Here is an 18,573-nt window from a genome sequence, read left to right on the forward strand (position 1 = left end):
CGTGTCAATAAAAGGCGTCTCACTCCCTGGAACAGGGCAGCCCGGCAGCGGTGGGTTGACTCGATCCCCTTGTGGAGAACGGGACTTGGGGGCGGGGTTGTCCACAGGGGGAGATCCTTCCGGAGGGTTATCCACAGGCTGTGCGAAAGATCTGTGGACGTCGGAAGTGATCATTCCGAATCGGGCATGCCGGGCGAGGAATTCCCGCCTCAAGCCAACTTCACGCCCACTTTCGAGTGGAAATGAGTCGCCCCAAAGGATTGATCGAAGGAAACGGGTGGACGAAGGGTGACGTGGGGGGCTGTGGACAGGATTAAGACCCCTAGGGCGATTTGTCGACTAGGTGGCGCTTCACTGTCGACTTGTCCCCAGGTCGAGAAGCGGCCCTGTGGATAACTTCTGTGGATAACGAAAGGCGGCAGGTAAGACCGGTCAGAACCGGCCGTCCTGGCACCGCGCCACCCAGTCCGCCGCCGACACGAACTCCTCGTCCGACGTCCCGCGCCGCAGCGTGCGCACGTCCTCGACGCTCACGTCCGCACGCGGGTACGAACCGAGGAACCGCACCTCCAGGCAGATCCGCTTCAGCCCCATCAGGGCCTCCGCCACCCGTCGGTCGGAGATATGGCCCTCGGCGTCGATGCAGAAGCAGTAGTTGCCGATGCCGGCGCCGGTCGGGCGGGACTGGAGCAGCATGAGGTTGATGCCGCGAGTGGCGAACTCGCCCAGGAGGTCGCGCAGGGCGCCGGGGTGGTCGTCGCGCTGCCAGAGCACGACGGACGTCTTGTCCGCGCCGGTCGGTGCCGCGGGCCGGGCGGGCCGGCCGACCAGCACGAACCGGGTCTGCGCGTTCTCGGCGTCGTGAATCCCGGTCTCCAGCGGCTCGAGGCCGTAACGGGCGGCCGCGAACTCGCCCGCGAAGGCGGCGTCGTAGCGGCCCTCCTGGACCAGGCGGGCGCCGTCCGCGTTCGAGGCGGCCGATTCCCAGACCGCGTTCGGGAGATTCGCCTTCAGCCAGTTGCGCACCTGGGGCTGGGCGACCGGATGGGCGGTGACCGTCTTGATGTCGGACAGCTTCGTACCCGGCCTGACCAGCAGCGCGAAGGTGATGGACAGCAGCACCTCGCGGTAGATCATCAGCGGCGCGCCCGCGACCAGCTCGTCGAGGGTGGTGGTGACGCCGCCCTCGACGGAGTTCTCGATCGGCACGAACGCGGCCTCGGCCTCGCCGGTGCGCACCGCGTCGAGCGCGGACTGCACGGACACGTACGGGATCAGTTCCCGGGTCGCCGCCTCCGGAAGCGTGCGCAGGGCGACTTCGGTGAAGGTGCCTTCGGGACCGAGATACGCATAACTGGCTGGCATGACCTCACCCTAATGGGCCTTGCCGAGCCCGGCGTGCGTATCTCATCCGAGCCGCTGTCAGCCGCTGTCAGCCGCTCTCAGCCGCTGACTGTCGCTCGCCAGGCGCCCCCAGGGTGACCAGGGGCGACCAGGGGCGACCCTCATCCCTCCAGCAGCCGCTGCCCCACGTACTCGCCCTCGGCCGCCCCGCCCGGCACGGCGAACAGTCCGCTGGCCTCGTGGCGGATGTACTTCGACAACGCGTCGCCCCGGTCGAGCTTGCGCTGCACGGGCACGAAGCCGCGCAGCGGGTCGGCCTGCCAGCAGATGAAGAGCAGCCCCGAGTCCGGCACCCCGTCCGTGTCGAAACCGTCGTGGTACGAGAAGGGTCGCCGGAGCATCGCCGCGCCGCCGTTCCGGTCGGGCCGGGTGATACGGGCGTGTGCGTCGAGGGGAACGACCAGGTCCCCGTTGGAGTCCCGCTTCTCCAGATCCATGTCGGTCGTCTCGGTGCCCCCGGACAGCGCGGCGCCGTCGGACTTGCGACGCCCGATGACCTGCTCCTGGGCCTTGACCGAGAGCTGCTCCCAGTCGTCGAGGAGCATGCGGATACGGCGTACGACGGCGTAGGAGCCGTTGGCCATCCATGCCGGGTCCTTCGCGCCGGACGCGGGCACGAAGATCCGCTGGTCGAAGTCGGACTCGGTCGGCTTGGGATTGCGGGTGCCGTCCATCTGGCCCATGAGGTTGCGGGCGGTCATGGGGTGGGCGGTCGCGCCGGGCGAGCGGTTGAAGCCGTTCATCTGCCAGCGGATGCGCGCCGCGCTGCCCGTCTCCTGCTGGACGGCGCGCAGGGCGTGGAAGGCCACGAGGGCGTCGTTGGCGCCGATCTGCACCCACAGGTCGCCGTTGCTGCGGGCCTTGTCGAGATGGTCGGAGGAGAAGTCGGGCAGCGGGTCGAGGGCGACCGGGCGCTGCTTCTCCAGCCCGGTCTTCGCGAAGAAGCTGTATCCGAAGCCAAAGGTGATCGTCAGGGAGGACGGGCCGGCGTCCCGGGCCACATCCGTGTCGTCGTGCGCGGCAGCCTCGCCCGCCATCAGCCGCTGGGCCGTGGCCGACCAGCGGCGCAGCAGCGCGGCCGACTCCTTGCGGCCCGCGCCGGCCGCCAGGTCGAAGGCGACGAGATGGCCACGGGCCTGGAGACCCTCGGTGATGCCGGGCTGATGTTTCCCGTGAAACATCGCCCGGTCGGCGCCCAGCGAGGCGAGCGGGGTGGCCGGGGCGGGCGCGGCGGCATAGCCCACGGCTCCGCCCGCCGCGCCGAGGACGAGCCCGGTGGCACCGGCGGTGCCGAGCAGCGTGCGCCGCGTGAGGCCCCCCTGGGAGGGGCGTTCCAGGGGGGATGCCTTCTCCGAAGCGCCCCCATCGAGGGGCGTCTCCGGAGTACGGGCGTCCGGGATGGACTGGTCAGCCATGGTGTGGTTCAGCCGATCTGCGCGTTCTTGGAGACGGTCACCTGGTCGATGTCGGAGGTCCGCACGGTCACGGCGATCTTCCAGTCGCCGGCCATGGGGATCTGCACTCCGCTCGCGGCCCAGTGTCCAGTGGTGATGTGGTCGGGGACGACGGGCAGCGGCCCGATGTCCTTGGCGGTGAGGGTGAAGGCGACCTTCACCTCGGGGACGTCGAAGCCGCGGCCGTTGGGCCGCTCCACGTAGACGTGCATCTCGTTGGCGCCGACCCGCGCGGGGTCGAGGTCGATGCTCACGACGCCCTTGCCGTCCTTGCCGCCGGTGTCGAACGGCATGTCGAGCGTCAGGGCGCCCGAGGCGGACGTGTCCGAGGACGAGGATGAGGACGACGAGGACGACGACGTGGCGGCCCTGGCCTCCTGCTCGGTGCGGCCGGGCTCGGTCTGCGTCAGCACGGTGGTGACGGCCAGCAGAACGACGGCCACGCCCGCCTCGGCGAGCACCGAGCGGCGCAGTCCGTGGCGGTCCGGGTCGGCGTCGCGCAGCTGCTTCTGCCGGGCGGCGTCGACGGCGGCGCGCTGGCGCGCGAGCTGGGCGGCACGTTCGGTGTCACCCGCTGCCGACGCCTTCGCGCCCGACGTAGCCTTCTCGGCCGCCGACGTCTTTGTGCCGGACGTAGCCTTCTCGGCCGCCGACGTCTTTGTGCCGGACGCCGACTCCCCGGCCGCGGACGCCGAACCCTTCCGTACGCCCGCGGGTTCCCTCTCCTCTTCGCCCTCGTCCTCGTCCGCGTGCGGCTTCACCAACTCCTTGGCCGCCGCCGGGTCCGACAGCCTCGCCGTCCACCGCCGTGAGATCCAGGCGACGCCGACGAGCAGCGCCACCAGACCGATCTTGACGAGAAGCAGCTGGCCGTAGGTGGTGTCGGTGAACGCCGACCAGGAGCCCAGCTGGCGCCACGACTGGTACACCCCGGTCGCCACCAGCGTGACGACGCTGCCGAAGGCGACGGTCGAGAAGCGGCGTACGGCCGACGCGTCGACGGGAGTGTCGGTGGGGGCCCGGTACAGCGAGACGAGGAGGGCGACGAGCCCGCCGAGCCAGGTGGCCACGGCCAGCAGGTGGACGACGTCGACCGGCATCGCGATGCCTGGCTGGAGCCCGGTCGAGGCGTGCTCGGCCATGGCCCAGCTCGCCGCGAGCCCGGCTGCCACGACCGTCCCGCCGATCGCGAGCCCGAACGTCAGGTCCTGCTTCTCCTCGTCGTCCCGCTTGTCGTACGCCCCGAAGAGCACGGCGATGAACAGTGCGGCCGCGGCGAGCAGCAGCAGCCGGGAGACCAGCGCCGCGCCCGTCTTGGTCTGGAGGACCTCGCCGAGCAGGTCCAGGTCGAAGATGTCGCCGGCCTTCCCGGAGCCGGTGTAGGAGCCGCGCAGGAGCACCAGCGCGAAGGTGGCCGCGGTGAGCGCGACCCAGCCGGAGACGACGAGCCGCTGCACGGCCCGCACCCCGGAGCCGCGCTGCCAGCAGGCGAGGACGAAGGCGGCCCCGCCGACCAGGACGATGAAGCCGGCGTACGACATGTACCGCCCGAAGCCGTACAGCCAGCCGACCACTCCGCCGCCCGCCGTCGGCTGGGACACGGAGACGGTGGTCTGCGACGGCGAGCCGACGGAGAAGGTGTACGCGCCGGAGACGGGATGGCTGTCCGCCGAAACGACCTGGTAGGTGACGGTGTAGGTGCCGTCGGGCAGTCCGCTGTGCAGTTGCACGGCGTACGTCGTGCCGCTCACGTTGGCGGGCTTGCCGCTGTCGACGCGGTTGCCCTTGGGGTCGAGCACGCGCAGTGCGTTGTCCGACATCGCGACCTGCTCGGAGAAGGTGAGCGAGACCTGCGTCGGGGCCTTGTCGACCACCACCCCCTGCGCGGGGTCGCTGCCGGTCAGCGCGGCGTGCGCGGAAGCCGGACCGGCGCCGACGAGCAGTGCGCCGGTGACGGCCAGGAACAGCAGCACCAGGGTGCGGACGCGCGGAGCGATGGTCTGCGTCAAGGTGGTCCCTCCCTCAGTGCCCGGTCTTCGGGTTGTACGTGGCTGACTTCACCGGTATCTCAACCGTGACGGGGCTGGACTCGGCGAAGTGCAGTTCGACGGTCACTTTCTCGCCCTGCATCGGCTTGCGCTTCAGCTTCTCGAACATCAGGTGGTTTCCGCCGCTCTTGAACACGAGTTGACCGTGTGCGGGGACGGCGAGGGACGTCACCTCCTCCATCGACGAGCCGACGGTCTCGTGGACGGTGACACTGCCCGCGACATCGCTGGTGACGGAGGTCAGCTCGTCCTTCGTGCCGCCCTTGTTGGCGATCGTCAGGAAGCCCGCGGCCATCGAGTCGGAGACCGGCTGCGGCATGTAGGCGGAGCTGACGGTCAGCTCGGACCCCGAGGCCCCGGAACCGGAGTCGGAGCCGCCGCAACCGGCCAGGGCCAGTGCCCCGGCCGTCACCACGGCCGCCGTACCGAGCAGCCTCACGGCTTCTCCCCCTTGATGATCTTGGGGAGGTCCTTGGTGTAGTCGTCGACGGTGGCGTCCTCGCCGTAGAGCAGGTAACCACCGTCGGTCTTCGGCGAGAAGGCGATGACCTGGGTGCCGTGCGTGGAGACGGTCTTGCCGTTCTTGTCCTTGTGCGGCGGCTCGATGGAGATGCCGAGGGTGCGGGCGCCGGCCTGGATGGTGTCGAAGTCGCCGGTCAGGCCGACGACCTGGGGGTCGATGCCCTTGAGCCACTTGCCGAGCGCGGACGGGGTGTCCCGGTCCGGGTCGGTGGTGACGAACACGATCCGCAGCTTGTCCTGGTCGGCCTTGGACAGCTGCTTCTTGGCGACGGCGAGGTTGTTCATCGTCAGCGGACAGATGTCGGGGCAGTTGGTGTAGCCGAAGTAGATCAGCGTCGGCTTCCCCGCGGTCTCCGTGCGGAGGTCGTACTTCTTGCCCTGGGTGTCGGTGAGGACGAGATCCGGCTTCTCGAAGGGCTGGTCGAGGACGGTGGCGGCCTGCTGCGAGGTGTCCTCGGAGACGACGGCGACGGGGCTGTTGCTGTCGTCGCCGCTGCCGCAGGCGGAGAGGGTCATCGTGGCGGCGGCCAGCAGCGCGGCCGCGGCGAACGTCTTCTTGCGCATAGAGAAATGTCCCAGATGTGTGAACTCCGGTGCGCACCGGGGGGCCGGGCAGGGTGCCGGACACCCCCGATGCGCACCGCGAACGATCAGGCTCAGGCGTTGCTGTCGGCGCCGCGACGACGGCCGGCGGTCACGCCGTACGCCACGCCCGCCACGCCGACGGCGATGCCGACCACGCCCAGGACGCGGGCGGTGGTGTCGGAACTGTCGGCGGAGTCGGCGGCTTCCGTGCTGCCGCTGCTCGCGGTGGCCTTGGCGTCGTCGGTCTCGGCGGAGGCGTCCTCGGCGGTGGACGAGCCGTGGGAGTGCTCGTCCGCGGAGGCGGCGGACAGCTCCAGCACCGGAGCCGGGTTCTCGGGCTCCTCGGCGCCGTCCTCCTGCACCTCGATCCAGCGCACGACCTCCTTGTTGGAGTACGTCTGGATCGCCTTGAAGACGAGTTCGTCGGCGTCCTCGGGCAGCGCGCCGACGGAGACCGGGAACTTCTGGAAGAAGCCGGCCTCGATGCCGTCGCCGGTGGCGGTCCAGGTGATCTTGGAGACGGCCTCGGTGATCTTCTCGCCGTGCAGTTCGAGCGGCTTGTCGAGCTTGGACTTGGTGACCTTGACGTCCCAGCCGTTGATCGGCTCGGGCATCGCCGAGGCCAGCGGGTGGTCGGTCGGGAAGGTGACCTCGAGCTTGGTGGTCGAGGCGTCGTCGCGCTCGTTGGGGACCTTGAAGTCGACGACGGCGTAGCCGCCCTTGGCGGCCGTGCCCTCCGCCTGCACGCTGACGTGCGCGAAGGCCGGGGCGGACAGGGCGAGAACGGCCGAGCCGGCGACGGCAGCGGCGGCGGCGATACGGGAAGCCTTCATGAAGGGTGCACTCCACTTCGAGTGTGGTTCCGGTGCGGAGTCCTGTGCGGATCCCGGCACCGGATTCCGGCAGCGGATTCCGACAACGGATTCCGGCGACCGTTTCCGGCACCGGATTCCGACACCGGATTCCGGCAACGAATTCAGGCGATGAAGAGGGATACGCGTGCGGTGGGTGATCCTTCGGACGGAATCACGTGCACGCGCGTGTGCCGCACGACGGCGGCAGCCCCCTCCTCGCGGAACTCCCGCGGAGTGGCTCGGCTGGTCGCGTCGTGTCAGGCAGCGAGGACGAGTGCGGCGGCGGCCGGCGGGCCGCGCCTGATCACCGTGTGCTGGAGTGCGGCGGTGCGTGGTTTCGGCGCGGTGTGCGAGGCGGTGCGCGCCGGCCGCGGGCCCGCCTCCGGCGCGGCCGGCAGTCCGGCGAGCAGGGCGCGCACCAGAGCGAGCGCGCCGCGCAGGGACCGTACGAGCGCCCCCTCCGCCGAGAGTTCGACGATCCGCAGCAGAGCGGTGTCGCCGCGGCGTAGCAGCCAGCCGGCGGCGAGGGCCGCGACGAGGTGACCGAGCAGCATCGGCAGGGAGGGCAGCAGGGACGCCGTGGAGCCGACGGCGGTCGACAGGGCGTCCGCCGGGTCGTGCATGGCGGTGGCGCTCGTGCCGGTGCCCGTTCCCGGGTAGATCCGCGCGTCGGCGAGGATCCGCTGGGCCTGGACGGGGCTGAGTGCCGATGCGGTGCTTCCGCACAGGATTCGGGCGGCCCGCTCGATGAGCGCGGCGTCGGACATCGAGCCCATCGAGCTCATGGATCCCATGGACGTCGCACCGGACGTCGATGCCGATGTCATGGCAGTGTGCTGCCCCAGCCCGAACAACGCGTGCAGCACGGTCTGACCGACGGCGAGCAGCGCCGCGATCCCCGGCAGCGAGCGTTCCCGTCCGGCAAGCGGCACTACGACCGCCAGGGTCCCCAGGAATCCCGCGCCCAGCGTCCACAGCGGAACGGTGGCGCAGGAGGCGAGGACGTGACCGGCCGCGGCCAGCACGACACAGACCGCGGCGAACACCGCGGCCCGCAACAGCCGGAGATCGCTTCCGGAGCGCGCCGTGCGCGGGTGGGGGGCAGACATGGCGGGCTCATCATTGCACTGGCCTTATCGGCTTCATACGGCAGGTCCGCAAGATGACCTGGATTCCACGGAAACCGGAAGATCACCTTCTGTGACAACTGGTGCAGATGAGTCCCTCATACACCGATTAACCCCTCGAGCGCATCCCCTAAATGGGCGGCATCACATCAAATCCGCGCTTACGCAAGGGCCGTCGGGGCAATACGTAACGGTATGTCGAGCCGCAGCCAGGAGGCTGGAGCATGAGCATCTGGTGGTCACTCCATCTGCGGCGCGAAGCCGCGAGCGTTCCGCTCGCCCGGCGCCTGCTGCTCGGCACGATGGAGACGGCGGGCGTCGATCCCGACGTCTCGTACGACCTCTCCGTCGCCCTGAGCGAGGCCTGTGCCAACGCCGTCGAGCACGGCGGCGGCACCGCGCAGGGGGGCCACTCGGAGGCGTACCGCGTCACCGCCTACCTCGACGGCGAGAAGTGCCGCATCGAGGTCGCCGACTCGGGCCCGGGCTTCGTCGGCGACCGCAGTGCCCGCGCCGCGTACGCCGACGGGACTTACGCCGACGCGGTTTTCGCCGACGGGGCTTACGCCGAGGCGGAACACGGACGGGGGCTGTATCTCATCCAGGAGCTCGCCGACCATGTGCACATCGGCAACAGGCCGGGCCGGGGCGGCGCGGTGGTGAGCTTCGACAAGATCCTCAAGTGGCGCAAGAACGCTCCGCTGGTGACGGCGTCCTGAGCGTTCCGAGAACCCTGACCGGGGTTTCAGCTTCCTCAGCATTCACAGCTTGTTCTTACCGTCATCCCATGTCCCTGACGGCCTGCGTTCCTACGTTCGCGGCCATGACGGGAAACCACAAGAACAAATCCATCACCCGGCGTCGCGCCATCGCGGTGACCGGAGGCACTGTGGCGGCGGGCGGTCTGGCCGTCGCCGGTTACCAGTCGGCGTTCGCCGACACGACGACCGAGGCGGACGCGAGCGCCACCGCCTCGGCGACCTCGACCAACAGCGGTGCGTGCGTGCTGATGTCGAGCGTCACGGAAGGTCCGTACTACCTCGATGGCGCCTTGGTGCGTAAGGACATCACCGAGGGCAAGAGTGGCGTTCCGCTGACCCTGCGCATCACGGTCCAGGACACCACCGATTCCTGCAACCCCGTCGCCGGCGCGGCCGTGGAGATCTGGCACTGCGACGCCTGGGGCTACTACTCGGGCTACACCACCGCCAACCCCGGCGGCTCCGCGCCCGCGGAGAGCGAGGACGGCTCGACCGCCAACGACAACACCTACCTGCGCGGTTACCAGATCGCCAACGGCAACGGGGTCGTCAAGTTCGAGACGATCTTCCCGGGCTGGTACACCCCGCGTACCTGCCACATCCACGTGCGGGTGCACACGGGTGGCGCGAAGGAGGACGGCACGTACGAGGGCGGCAAGATCAACTACACCGGCCAGCTGTTCTTCGACGACGACGCCGCCGAGGCGATCTTCGCGCTCGAGCCGTACTCGAAGCACAGCGGCAGCTACACCACGCTCGACAACGACATGGTCTACGACGGCGGCGGCGCGTCCAGCGGTCTGCTGACCCTCGAGCCCGTGCACAAGAAGGACCCGTCGAAGGGCTACAAGGGGTTCATCACCCTCGGCATCGACCCCGACGCCGAGAGCACCGGCGCGGGCAGCGGCGGCGGTGGTACGCCCCCGAGCGGCGCGCCCGGCGACGCCCCGACGGGCACCCCGCCGAGTGACGCCCCGAGCGACGGCGCCTCCCCTTCGTCGTCCGCTTCTTCGTAAGGTACGGCCATGAGGAGCCGCGAGGACGAGACGCTGGCGCAGGCCGCGGTGGACGCACTGACCGGACAGCTGGCGCTGGCTCCGAAGCCCGGGCTGCCCGATCCGCGCGATCTCGCCGCTCGGACCACACGCCGGGACCACTGTTCCCTGCGCTGGTCGGCCAAGGCGCTCGCGCCCGGCCTCGCGGCGATGGCCGCCGCCGCCCGCCGCATCGGCGAGCCCACGCCCCAGCTCCGTGCGGAGCTGGGCGCGATAGGGCGCTGCACCGAGCACTCGGTGGGCCTCGCCGGCGGCGGGCACCGGGGCGCCCTGTGGGCGCTCGGCCTGCTGGTCGCGGCGGCCGCCCTCGACCCCCGCGCGGGGGCGCGCGAGGTGGCCGCGACCGCCAAGCGGATCGCCGCGCACACCGACCGCGGCGGCCCGCGGCGGCCGTCGCGGGGATCGTCGGTGTCGGCGAAGTACGGTGCGGCCGGGGCCCGGGGTGAGGCGAAGGCCGGATTCCCGCACGTGCGAAGGGCGTTGGACGCGCTCGCCGCCGCACGCTCGGCCGGCGCCACCGAGGAACAGGCCCGTCTCGACGCCCTGCTGACGGTGATGTCCACCCTCCAGGACACCGAACTGCTCCACACCGCGGGCCCGATGGGGCTGCGCCATGTCCAGGCAGGCGCCCGCGCGATCCTGGAGGCCGGCGGTACGGCGACGCAGACGGGCCGCGACGCTCTGTCCGCCCTCGACACCGACCTCCATACCCGCGGATGGAGCCCACGCGGTAGCGCGGGCCTGCTGACGGGCGCCCTGTTCCTGGACGCGCTACCCGTCGGTTCCCGCGCCTGACGCCAGGGTGTGCCGTGGTGGGACGCGCCTGAGACAGGCCCTGCCCGGGGTGGCTGCGCCCAAGGCAGGTGAGGCCGCCGTCGCGATGGCACGGCGCAGCGCCCGAAGCCAGGCCGCCGCCGGGAACGTCCCGACGTCCGGGCTGCCGGGCCGCAGATCGAGACGGGGCGCACGCGTGCGTGCCGCCACGTCCACAGCCGCGGCGTCGGCCGAGGGCAGCGAGGCGACCTGGGTGCCCGACCCCTGCCGCGCCGTGCGATAGCCCTCGGCGACGAGCTGGTCGTAGGCCGCCTTCGCGGTGTTGCGCGAGATCCCCAGTTCGGCCGCGAGCCGCCGGGTCGCCGGGAGCAGCGTCCCGGGCGCCAGCCGCCCGTCCCACACTGCGTCCCGCAGCGCCCGTTCGAGGCCCGCACGCCGCCCTTCCGCTCCGTCGGGCTCCAGATGCAGGTCGACGCCGACACCGGACCAGAAGTCGTTCACGAGAACCCTCCCCCTGGGCACGCGAAATCCCCCGCGCGCGAATGCTTCCGCGCACGCGAATGGCCGGGCACCTCACCGGTACCCGGCCATCGCCGTCGTATCAGCCCTTCAGCGACGCCATCCAGGACTCGACCTCGTCGGAGCGGCGCGGCAGCCCCGCCGACAGGTTCCGGTTGCCGTCCTCGGTGACCAGGATGTCGTCCTCGATGCGCACGCCGATGCCGCGGTACTCCTCGGGAACCGTCAGGTCGTCGGCCTGGAAGTACAGGCCGGGCTCGACGGTGAGGACCATACCGGGCTCCAGCGTGCCGTCCACGTACGACTCGACCCGGGCGGCCGCGCAGTCGTGGACGTCCATGCCGAGCATGTGACCGGTGCCGTGCAGCGTCCAGCGGCGCTGCAGACCGAGCTCCAGAACCCGCTCGACCGGGCCCTCGACCAGGCCCCACTCGACGAGCTTCTCGGTCAGCACGCGCTGCGCGGCGTCGTGGAAGTCGCGGTACTTGCCGCCCGGCTGCACGGCCGCGATACCGGCCTCCTGGGCCTCGTACACGGCGTCGTAGATCTTCTTCTGGATCTCGCTGAAGCGGCCGTTGATCGGCAGCGTGCGCGTGACGTCGGCGGTGTACAGCGTGTGCGTCTCGACGCCCGCGTCCAGCAGGAGCAGGTCGCCGGAGCGGACCGGGCCGTCGTTGCGCACCCAGTGCAGCGTGCAGGCGTGCGGTCCGGCGGCGGCGATGCTGCCGTAGCCGACGTCGTTGCCCTCCACGCGCGCGCGGAGGAAGAACGTGCCCTCGATGTAGCGCTCGCTGGTGGCCTCGGCCTTGTCGAGGACCTTCACGACGTCCTCGAAGCCGCGCACGGTCGAGTCGACCGCCTTCTGCAGCTCGCCGACCTCGAACTCGTCCTTGACCAGACGGGCCTCGGAGAGGAAGACGCGCAGTTCCTCGTCGCGCTCGGCGGTGACCTTGTCGGTCAGGGCCGCCTCGATGCCGGCGTCGTAGCCGCGCACGACGCGGACCGGGCCGGTGGCCTCGCGCAGCGCGTCCGGCAGCTCGCGCACGTCGGATGCGGGGATGCCGTACAGCGCCTCGGACTCGGTGAGGGAGTGGCGGCGGCCGACCCACAGCTCGCCCTGCCCGGAGAGCCAGAACTCGCCGTCCTCGCGGTTCGAGCGCGGCAGGAGGTAGATCGTCTCCTGGTGGCCCTCCGCGGTGGGCTCCAGAACCAGGACGCCGTCCTCGATCAGGTTGCCGGTGAGGTACGCGTACTCGACCGACGCCCGGAAGGCGTACTCGGTGTCGTTCGAGCGGGTCTTCAGATTGCCCGCGGGCACGACCAGACGCTCGCCGGGGAAACGCGCGGACAGCGCGGCACGGCGGGCGGCGGTCTCGGCGGCCTGCGGGATCGGCTCCAGGCCGCGCAGCTCCGTGTCGGCCCAGCCGGACTTCATGTTCTCGGCGAGCTCGTCGGACACGCCCGGGTACAGGCCGTTCTTACGCTGCTTGATGGGCTCTTCCGACTCAGTCTCCGGGGTCTCCGGGGTGAGCTCGTCCGCCACGGTCATCCTCCTTGATACGGCACTGGACCTCCTCCATCGTACGGTCGGACGTAGGAGAGCCCAGGGCCCAAGGGCCTGTTACCGGGGGATCGCCGACGGCTCGCCGGGGGATCACCGACGGAACACCGGGCGGATCGCCGACGGATCCCCGGGGGATCGCCGACGGAACACCGGGCGGATCGCCGACGGAAAGCCGACGGATCGCCGGGGAGATCGCCAGGAGATCACTCGAAGCGAGCCGCCAGCAGCACCACGTCCTCCGCGCTGTCCGCCACGTCCAGCCCGTCCGGCAGCATGGTGCGCAGCACGTGCTCGGCGACGGCGTCCGGGGCGTGCCGCAGTCCCCTGGGGACGCCCGCCGCCGCCGCGTGCAGCCGGGCGAAGGCCCGGTCCACGGAGTCGCCGGTACGGTGCAGCAGCCCGTCGGTGTAGAGCAGAACCGTCTCTCCCGGCTCCGGCTGGAACTCCACTCCGGGCGCCTCCCAGCAGGCGAGCATCCCGAGCGGCGCCGAGACGGAGGTCTCCACGAACTCCGTGCGCCGCTTGCCGAGCACCAGCGGCGGGCAGTGCCCGGCGCCGGCCAGGGTGATCTTGCGCAGCGCGGGTTCGCAGTAGGCGAACAGAGCGGTGGCGGAGCGGGCGGGCTCGGTGAGCCTGAGCAGCAGCTCCAGGTCGGACAGGACGGCGACGGGGTCCTCGCCCTCCATCACGGCGTACGCCCGCAAGGACGCGCGCAGCCGGCCCATCGCGGCGATCGCGCTCGGCCCGGACCCGGTGACCGACCCGACGGCCAGGCCCAGCGCGGCGTCGGGCAGCGGCAGCGCGTCGTACCAGTCGCCGCCGCCGCGCGGGCCGGTGCGGTGCCGGACGGCGAGCTGGACGCCGCAGACCCGGGGCAGCCGAGAGGGCAGCAGCTCCTCGGACATCGTCGCCATGCACGCGCGCGTGCGCTCCACCTCGACGAGCCGGGCGAGGTGTTCGGTGGCGTAGCGGGTGTACAGGCCGACAAGGTGGCGCTGGCGCTCGACCGGCTCGGCGGGCTCGTCGTAGAGCCACACGGCAGCGCCGAGGCGGCCCGCGGTCTCGGTGGACAGGGGGAGCGCGTAGCTGGCGGCGTAGCCGAGGCGGGCGGCCACCTCGCGGTGGCGGGGGTCCAGTCCGTCCTCGGCGAACAGGTCGGGCCGGACGATCTCGCTCTTGCCGCCGGGCAGTCCGGCGTCGGTGTCGAGGAGCGTGCCGTGGGGCATGGCGCTGCGCGGCACGGTCTCCATGTGACCGAGGTCGGCGCGGGCGAGGCCCAGGCCGATGGTGGTGTCGGGGCCGAGTCCGTCGGCGGGTTCCAGCACGACGAGTCCGCGCCGGGCGCCCACCAGGGCGGTGCCGGCGCGCAGCAGTTCCTGGAGCGCGTCGGAGAGCGAGTCCGTACGGACCAGACGTTCGGTGAGCTCGTGCAGCGTGGTGAGGTCCGAGACCCAGCCGGCGAGCCGGTCCTGGAGCAGGGTGCCGGGCGGAGTGGGGGAGGGGACGGGAGAGGAGACGGGAGAGGCGCCCGGGACGGCGGGCGCGGGCGCGACAGTGTGTGCGGGTGAGGGAACCGTTGAATCGATTCCGGCCACTTTCGGAGGGTGAGGGGCATTCATGTCATCCGGCTTTCCGACCGGTGCGTATTGCTGAAAAGCATCGCAAACCCCCATGTCATTCTGCGCCGCTAGCAGTGTCTCCACATGTACACGCACTCGTGAGGGGATGTCCAGCATTGTCCTGCTGGGATTCCTGGTGTCCATGGGGTTCTGGGTGACTTCTGATGAGTTCCTCCTGCACCCCTTGCGGAAAGGCAAAGTTGGCTTAAAACTGCCTCGGGTAACGGGTGATTGCGGTCGACTGGGCTTGCTCCACGGAGCGTCACAGCGGTCGTGATGGGTACGTACTCGGTAAGGGCCAGGGGCGGTTGGGAACCATCCGGAACCTGGTGACCGACCCGGGCGTCTTAGCCACCGACGACCGAACCCCATCCTCCCGTGGCGGAGGCGGAGAGAAAAACGCGCGACGGCAAAACGCCAGACTTCGCCACCCCACGCCACGCCCATGCATTTGATAGACGCAGTGTGGACGGAACGGCCGCGGACGCAGCCAACGTTCGGCCCATAGGGGTTCCCCTTGTCTCCGACAAGGGTGTGATGCGCCAACAGGTACGCACAGTGAAGTGATCGACACATGGTGTGATGTGGCCCACGGTGTTGCCAGGCGTGCAACGGAAAGGAACGAGCGCTCATGCGCGAGATCCTCGGAAGGCGACGCAGGCTCCTGTCCCCGCGCGGCGACGGGGGGCCTGAGTTGATCAGCACGGCCCTGACTTTCGCGACGGAATGGCAGTGGCCCGTACTCCCGGGTGTGGCGGCGGACCCGCAGGGGCGTGCCCGCTGCGGCTGCCCCGACCCGGAGTGCACGGTGCCCGGTGCGCATCCCTTCGATCCCGGCCTCCTCGCGGCCACCACCGACGCGCGCATGGTGCGCTGGTGGTGGACCAACCGCCCCACGGCGCCGATCGTCCTCGCCACCGGCGGTAAGGCCCCCTGCGCGGTCAGCCTCCCAGCCCTCGCGGCCGCGCACGCCCTCGCCGCACTCGACCGCAAGGGCATGCGCCTCGGCCCGGTCGTCGCCTCGCCCACCCGCTGGGCGCTGCTCGTACGGCCCTACTCCATGGAGCAGTTGGGCGAACTGCTGTACGCCCAGGACTTCGTCCCCGGCTCCCTCCGCTTCCACGGCGAGGGCGGCTATCTCGCCCTGCCGCCGTCCGAGACCGGCCAGGGTGCCATCCACTGGGAGCGTGCGCCGCTGCCCGGTTCCGCCTCGCCCTGGGTGCCCGACGTCGAGGCCGTGGTGGGCGCGGTGGTTGAGGCTCTCACTCGTACGGGTGTGAGCGCGCCCGAGTTGTAGGGGTGTCGGGCGCGCGCCGGACGGGGCGCCCGCCTCGGGTCGTTATCTTCCCTTTATGAATGTTCGTCTCCTCGCCCTCGCGGGCGTCGTGGCAGGCGCAGTGGCGCTGCCGCTGGCCGTGGCGTCAGCGGGGCCGGTGGGGCGCGCGGACGAGGGGCGGTCGGTCGTACGTTCGTCAGCGCACGGTGACGGTCCCGCGGCCGGCTCTTCTGACTCCTCCGGTTCCGTCGGTTCCTCCGGTTCCGTCGGTTCCTCAGGGTCCGTCGGTTCCTCAGGGTCCGTCGGTTCCGTCGGCGACGAGAAAGCGCCGTCCGCCGGTCCTGGCCGCTCCCCGCTGTTGCTCGGCCTGGGTCTGGCCACCGCCGTCCGCTGCGGCCCTGAACTCACCTCCCCGGACGGCATCGAGGCGCAGACCTGTGTCCTGACGCAGGGCGAGGACACCTGGGCGCGCACCTACTACCGCAACGCGACCGGCGACGACCTGGACGCCGCGCTGAGCGTCATGGCGCCCGGCGGGCGCACGGTGCAGATGAACTGCGCGGTGGGCGCCGAGGACGAGCCGGGGACCTGCGAGACGCCCCGCGAGCGCACCCGGGGGGCACTGGACGGCTACACGGCGGTCGCGGAGTTCGCGGGCCGGTCCGGGCGCGGCCCGCTGCTGCTTCGCTCCGGGAGCGACACCGAGAGCGGTCCGGCGGGCGGTCCGGCGAGCGACCCGGAGGGCAACTCCGGCTTGCGCACGGGCAGTTGATGCGCGGCGGCGTTAGGTGAACGGCGCCGTGCATGGAAAGGCCCGGTTGCTGGCGACGGGGGATGCACCAGCAACCGGGCTACTGGAACGGTAACAAGAGATCGGCCCTACGCAAATTCGATCTCTTGTTTCCCTCGGCTATTCGGACACCGGTCGGCACTCCGTGGCGGGGCTGTTCGGACACCGACTGGCCTGCCGTTGATGGGAGTTGTGACTGGAGTCACGATTTTCCTATGGCCCCCTCGGGCTGACCGGTCGGTCAGCCCGAGGGGATGCCGGGCCTGTGTGTCAGCTGAGCGTCACCTGTCGGTTGGTGAGTCCGCCACGCGCGCGACGCTCGTCGGGGGTGAGCGGGGCGTCCGAGGCCAGGGCCGTTGCGAGGCGCTCGGCGAACTCGGCCGCCGGCTTCTCGACGTCCTCCGCGCCGACACCGCTCGGCAGGTCCCAGACAGGCACTGTCAGGCCGTGAGCGCGGAAGGAACCCACCAGACGAGTGCCCTCGCCGAGGCTGGAGCTGCCCGCCGCGTGCAGCCGCGCCAGGGCGTCCAGAAGACGTTCCTCGGCGTGCGGCAGGACCCACCGCAGGTGGTTCTTCTCGGGGGTCTCGCACCAGTAGGCGGCGTCCACGCTGGTCAGCTTCACGGTCGGGATGGCCGCGGCGTTGGCCCGCTCCAGGGAGGCGGTCACCTCCGGAGTGGCGTTCTCCGCGTCCGGGACCCAGAATCCGAAGCCGTCGTGCACAACTGGCTCGAACGCGCCTTCGGGGTCGAGGAGATCCTGCAGTCGTGGACCGTCCGCCGGGGCGCGGCGGCCCTGCACCGGGGTGCCGGGCTGCGCTTCCAGCGCGCGCAGGAGCGTGTCGGCGAGGTCGCGGCTGATGTCGCCCGACGCCGTGTCGTTCTGCAGGCCCAGCAGCACCGAGCCGTCGTCACGACGCAGGGCGGGCCACGCCATGGGCAGCACCGTGGCCAGCGTGACCGAGGGGACGTCCTCGGGCAGGCCGTCCTTCAACGTCAGCTCGACCGTGGCCGCGGGCACCAGCTCGCGCAGCGCGACCCAGTCGCATTCGCCCGCCAGTCCCTCGAAGGGGCGGTGCACCAGCTCGGCCGCGGCCTGTGCGGCGGCCCGGCCGTGGCACGCCTTGTAGCGGCGGCCGCTGCCGCAGGGGCAGGGTTCGCGGGCGCCGACGACCGGGATCTCCGCATCACTGAGCTGCGGCCGCTTGGCCGTCGTCTGGGGTCGCTTCTTGGCCATCGTGGGTGTCTCCCGATTACGGCTCGTCTGTACGGGCGGGAGCCTAGCCGCTCGTACGAGAACCCACGGGACCCTGTGGACGACGCACGGGAGCGGTGTCCCGCGACCGGTGCCGTGCCCGCCCCGCAGCCTCCGATCCGAAAGGCGGGTCCTGAGGGGTCTGGCAGGTCCCGGCGAGTCCTGGCGAGTCCTTAAGTCACCGCCATTGGTCCTGGTCCAGGTCGTCGAACGCGTCCGCGAAGGAAAGCTCCCGCATCGCCGGCACGGACGGCGACACGGACTCCGACACGGACGGCGGTACGGACGCCGACACGGACGGCGCTGTGACGCGCGCGGCGAAGTCGGCGCGTCGGCACCCGGCGTCGGGATCATGGACGTCGTCGTGGACGACGACCCACACGGTGACCTCGCCTCGGGCGTCGTCCCGGACGCCCCAGTCGTCGGCCAGTGCCGTGATGATGTTCAGTCCTCGGCCGCCGTGCGCGGTGACCGAAGGGGTGGCCGGAGCCGGGCGGGTCGGACCGCCGCCGTCCGTCACCTCGACGACCAGCCGGCCGCCCGCGTCCACGCGCCACGCGGCTCGGACATCGCCGTCCCCGGCCGGCGCGTCGCCCAGCGGCCGACCGTGCTTGCACGCATTGCTCAAAAGTTCGGAAAGGATCAGTACGGCGTCGTCGATGACCGGTTCCGACACGCCACCACTGCGCAACTGATCACGCATCCGGTGTCTTGCTACCCCCACGCCCGCAGGGCCATGGGGTACGGCCATGCTCGACGACGTGGGCACCTCCTGTGCCACCACCAACGCCACCCCCGAGACCTCCTTCGCCCCACGCCACGGTGTGGATGCCCCATCGGCCTGTACCGGAAACCGGCCAATCCACGTCCGGTGACGCATTCGCAACGATCGAACACGGACCGAACGCGCCGGAGCACTCCCTGTTATCGAGTGGCTGGATTTCGTCGGTATGGCTGAGATCGGAGG

Annotated in this window: 16 protein-coding genes and 1 pseudogene; 5 read left to right on the forward strand and 12 right to left on the reverse strand. The window is 70.9% G+C overall.

Translation table 11 applies throughout. The features are described from left to right. Positions 1–432 precede the first annotated feature (432 nt). From pheA to ABT114_RS06660, 7 genes are all read right to left on the reverse strand, one after another. The gene (gene pheA / locus ABT114_RS06630; RefSeq protein WP_351139275.1) at positions 433–1,365 is read right to left on the reverse strand and encodes a prephenate dehydratase; all 933 of its coding nucleotides are present in this window, start codon (positions 1,363–1,365) and stop codon (positions 433–435) included. Between the two features lie 140 nt (positions 1,366–1,505). Continuing rightward, the gene (gene efeB, locus ABT114_RS06635; protein ID WP_351139277.1) at positions 1,506–2,819 is read right to left on the reverse strand and encodes an iron uptake transporter deferrochelatase/peroxidase subunit; all 1,314 of its coding nucleotides are present in this window, start codon (positions 2,817–2,819) and stop codon (positions 1,506–1,508) included. 8 nt (positions 2,820–2,827) lie between these two features. Further along, the gene (locus ABT114_RS06640) at positions 2,828–4,867 is read right to left on the reverse strand and encodes a copper resistance CopC/CopD family protein (RefSeq protein WP_351139279.1); all 2,040 of its coding nucleotides are present in this window, start codon (positions 4,865–4,867) and stop codon (positions 2,828–2,830) included. A gap of 13 nt (positions 4,868–4,880) precedes the next feature. Further along, positions 4,881–5,345 carry a copper chaperone PCu(A)C gene (locus ABT114_RS06645; RefSeq protein WP_351139281.1) on the reverse strand — a complete coding sequence of 155 codons (465 nt, stop codon included), beginning with the start codon at positions 5,343–5,345 and terminating at the stop codon, positions 4,881–4,883. After that, positions 5,342–5,992, reverse strand: a complete 651-nt coding sequence (locus tag ABT114_RS06650) for an SCO family protein (RefSeq protein WP_351139283.1) — start codon at positions 5,990–5,992, stop codon at positions 5,342–5,344. The genes ABT114_RS06645 and ABT114_RS06650 overlap by 4 nt, the downstream gene beginning before the upstream one ends. 92 nt (positions 5,993–6,084) lie before the next feature. Next, positions 6,085–6,846 carry a YcnI family copper-binding membrane protein gene (locus ABT114_RS06655; RefSeq protein ID WP_351139285.1) on the reverse strand — a complete coding sequence of 254 codons (762 nt, stop codon included), beginning with the start codon at positions 6,844–6,846 and terminating at the stop codon, positions 6,085–6,087. Between the two features lie 278 nt (positions 6,847–7,124). Then, positions 7,125–7,976 carry a hypothetical protein gene (locus ABT114_RS06660; RefSeq protein ID WP_351139287.1) on the reverse strand — a complete coding sequence of 284 codons (852 nt, stop codon included), beginning with the start codon at positions 7,974–7,976 and terminating at the stop codon, positions 7,125–7,127. Between the two features lie 242 nt (positions 7,977–8,218). Between ABT114_RS06660 and ABT114_RS06665 the strand changes: the two genes are divergently transcribed. The 3 genes from ABT114_RS06665 to ABT114_RS06675 all read left to right on the forward strand — a co-directional run bounded on the left by ABT114_RS06665 (position 8,219) and on the right by ABT114_RS06675 (position 10,605). Continuing rightward, a complete protein-coding gene (locus tag ABT114_RS06665) occupies positions 8,219–8,713 on the forward strand; it encodes an ATP-binding protein (protein ID WP_351139289.1) in 495 nt (164 codons plus the stop codon). Positions 8,714–8,817: 104 nt separating this feature from the next. After that, positions 8,818–9,771 (forward strand): intradiol ring-cleavage dioxygenase, encoded by a 954-nt coding sequence (locus ABT114_RS06670; protein WP_351139291.1) that lies wholly within the window; start codon positions 8,818–8,820, stop codon positions 9,769–9,771. A 9-nt stretch (positions 9,772–9,780) separates the two neighbouring features. Next, entirely contained in the window at positions 9,781–10,605 is an 825-nt protein-coding gene (locus ABT114_RS06675) for a triphosphoribosyl-dephospho-CoA synthase (RefSeq protein WP_351139293.1), read from the forward strand. Positions 10,606–10,632: 27 nt separating this feature from the next. On the opposite strand, the pseudogene ABT114_RS06680 reads toward ABT114_RS06675, so the two are convergent. The 3 genes and pseudogenes from ABT114_RS06680 to ABT114_RS06690 form a co-directional block, all read right to left on the reverse strand. Further along, positions 10,633–11,085 (reverse strand): annotated as a pseudogene (locus ABT114_RS06680) (GntR family transcriptional regulator); the annotation flags it as partial. A gap of 100 nt (positions 11,086–11,185) precedes the next feature. Continuing rightward, positions 11,186–12,652, reverse strand: a complete 1,467-nt coding sequence (locus tag ABT114_RS06685; RefSeq protein ID WP_351139295.1) for an aminopeptidase P family protein — start codon at positions 12,650–12,652, stop codon at positions 11,186–11,188. Positions 12,653–12,870: 218 nt separating this feature from the next. Then, positions 12,871–14,403 (reverse strand): PP2C family protein-serine/threonine phosphatase, encoded by a 1,533-nt coding sequence (locus tag ABT114_RS06690; RefSeq protein ID WP_351139537.1) that lies wholly within the window; start codon positions 14,401–14,403, stop codon positions 12,871–12,873. 514 nt (positions 14,404–14,917) lie between these two features. Between ABT114_RS06690 and ABT114_RS06695 the strand changes: the two genes are divergently transcribed. Then, positions 14,918–15,583: a bifunctional DNA primase/polymerase gene (locus tag ABT114_RS06695; protein ID WP_351139297.1), complete on the forward strand. Its 666-nt coding sequence runs from the start codon at positions 14,918–14,920 to the stop codon at positions 15,581–15,583. Positions 15,584–15,638: 55 nt separating this feature from the next. Continuing rightward, positions 15,639–16,334, forward strand: coding sequence for a hypothetical protein (locus ABT114_RS06700; RefSeq protein ID WP_351139299.1), 696 nt, complete (start codon positions 15,639–15,641; stop codon positions 16,332–16,334). A 288-nt stretch (positions 16,335–16,622) separates the two neighbouring features. Here ABT114_RS06700 and ABT114_RS06705 read toward each other — a convergent pair whose 3' ends face one another. Then, complete coding sequence (locus tag ABT114_RS06705) at positions 16,623–17,588, reverse strand: DUF5926 family protein (RefSeq protein ID WP_351139301.1); 966 nt, start codon at positions 17,586–17,588, stop codon at positions 16,623–16,625. Positions 17,589–17,784: 196 nt separating this feature from the next. Further along, on the reverse strand, positions 17,785–18,486 hold the full coding sequence (locus ABT114_RS06710) for an ATP-binding protein (protein ID WP_351139303.1): 702 nt from the start codon (positions 18,484–18,486) through the stop codon (positions 17,785–17,787). Positions 18,487–18,573 lie beyond the last annotated feature (87 nt).

The sequence above is a fragment of the Streptomyces sp. NPDC002088 genome, from assembly GCF_040296605.1.
Lineage (GTDB): Bacteria > Actinomycetota > Actinomycetes > Streptomycetales > Streptomycetaceae > Streptomyces.

Excerpts from the sequence above, each read along its gene's own strand:
- ABT114_RS06665 (WP_351139289.1), top strand. The coding sequence starts at position 8,219 with ATGAGCATCTGGTGGTCACTCCATCTGCGGCGCGAAGCCGCGAGCGTT.
- ABT114_RS06710 (WP_351139303.1), bottom strand. The coding sequence starts at position 18,486 with ATGCGTCACCGGACGTGGATTGGCCGGTTTCCGGTACAGGCCGATGGG.
- pheA (WP_351139275.1), bottom strand. The coding sequence starts at position 1,365 with ATGCCAGCCAGTTATGCGTATCTCGGTCCCGAAGGCACCTTCACCGAA.
- ABT114_RS06670 (WP_351139291.1), top strand. The coding sequence starts at position 8,818 with ATGACGGGAAACCACAAGAACAAATCCATCACCCGGCGTCGCGCCATC.
- efeB (WP_351139277.1), bottom strand. The coding sequence starts at position 2,819 with ATGGCTGACCAGTCCATCCCGGACGCCCGTACTCCGGAGACGCCCCTC.
- ABT114_RS06700 (WP_351139299.1), top strand. The coding sequence starts at position 15,639 with ATGAATGTTCGTCTCCTCGCCCTCGCGGGCGTCGTGGCAGGCGCAGTG.
- ABT114_RS06655 (WP_351139285.1), bottom strand. The coding sequence starts at position 6,846 with ATGAAGGCTTCCCGTATCGCCGCCGCCGCTGCCGTCGCCGGCTCGGCC.
- ABT114_RS06685 (WP_351139295.1), bottom strand. The coding sequence starts at position 12,652 with ATGACCGTGGCGGACGAGCTCACCCCGGAGACCCCGGAGACTGAGTCG.
- ABT114_RS06705 (WP_351139301.1), bottom strand. The coding sequence starts at position 17,588 with ATGGCCAAGAAGCGACCCCAGACGACGGCCAAGCGGCCGCAGCTCAGT.
- ABT114_RS06695 (WP_351139297.1), top strand. The coding sequence starts at position 14,918 with ATGCGCGAGATCCTCGGAAGGCGACGCAGGCTCCTGTCCCCGCGCGGC.
- ABT114_RS06675 (WP_351139293.1), top strand. The coding sequence starts at position 9,781 with ATGAGGAGCCGCGAGGACGAGACGCTGGCGCAGGCCGCGGTGGACGCA.
- ABT114_RS06690 (WP_351139537.1), bottom strand. The coding sequence starts at position 14,403 with ATGCTGGACATCCCCTCACGAGTGCGTGTACATGTGGAGACACTGCTA.
- ABT114_RS06650 (WP_351139283.1), bottom strand. The coding sequence starts at position 5,992 with ATGCGCAAGAAGACGTTCGCCGCGGCCGCGCTGCTGGCCGCCGCCACG.
- ABT114_RS06660 (WP_351139287.1), bottom strand. The coding sequence starts at position 7,976 with ATGTCTGCCCCCCACCCGCGCACGGCGCGCTCCGGAAGCGATCTCCGG.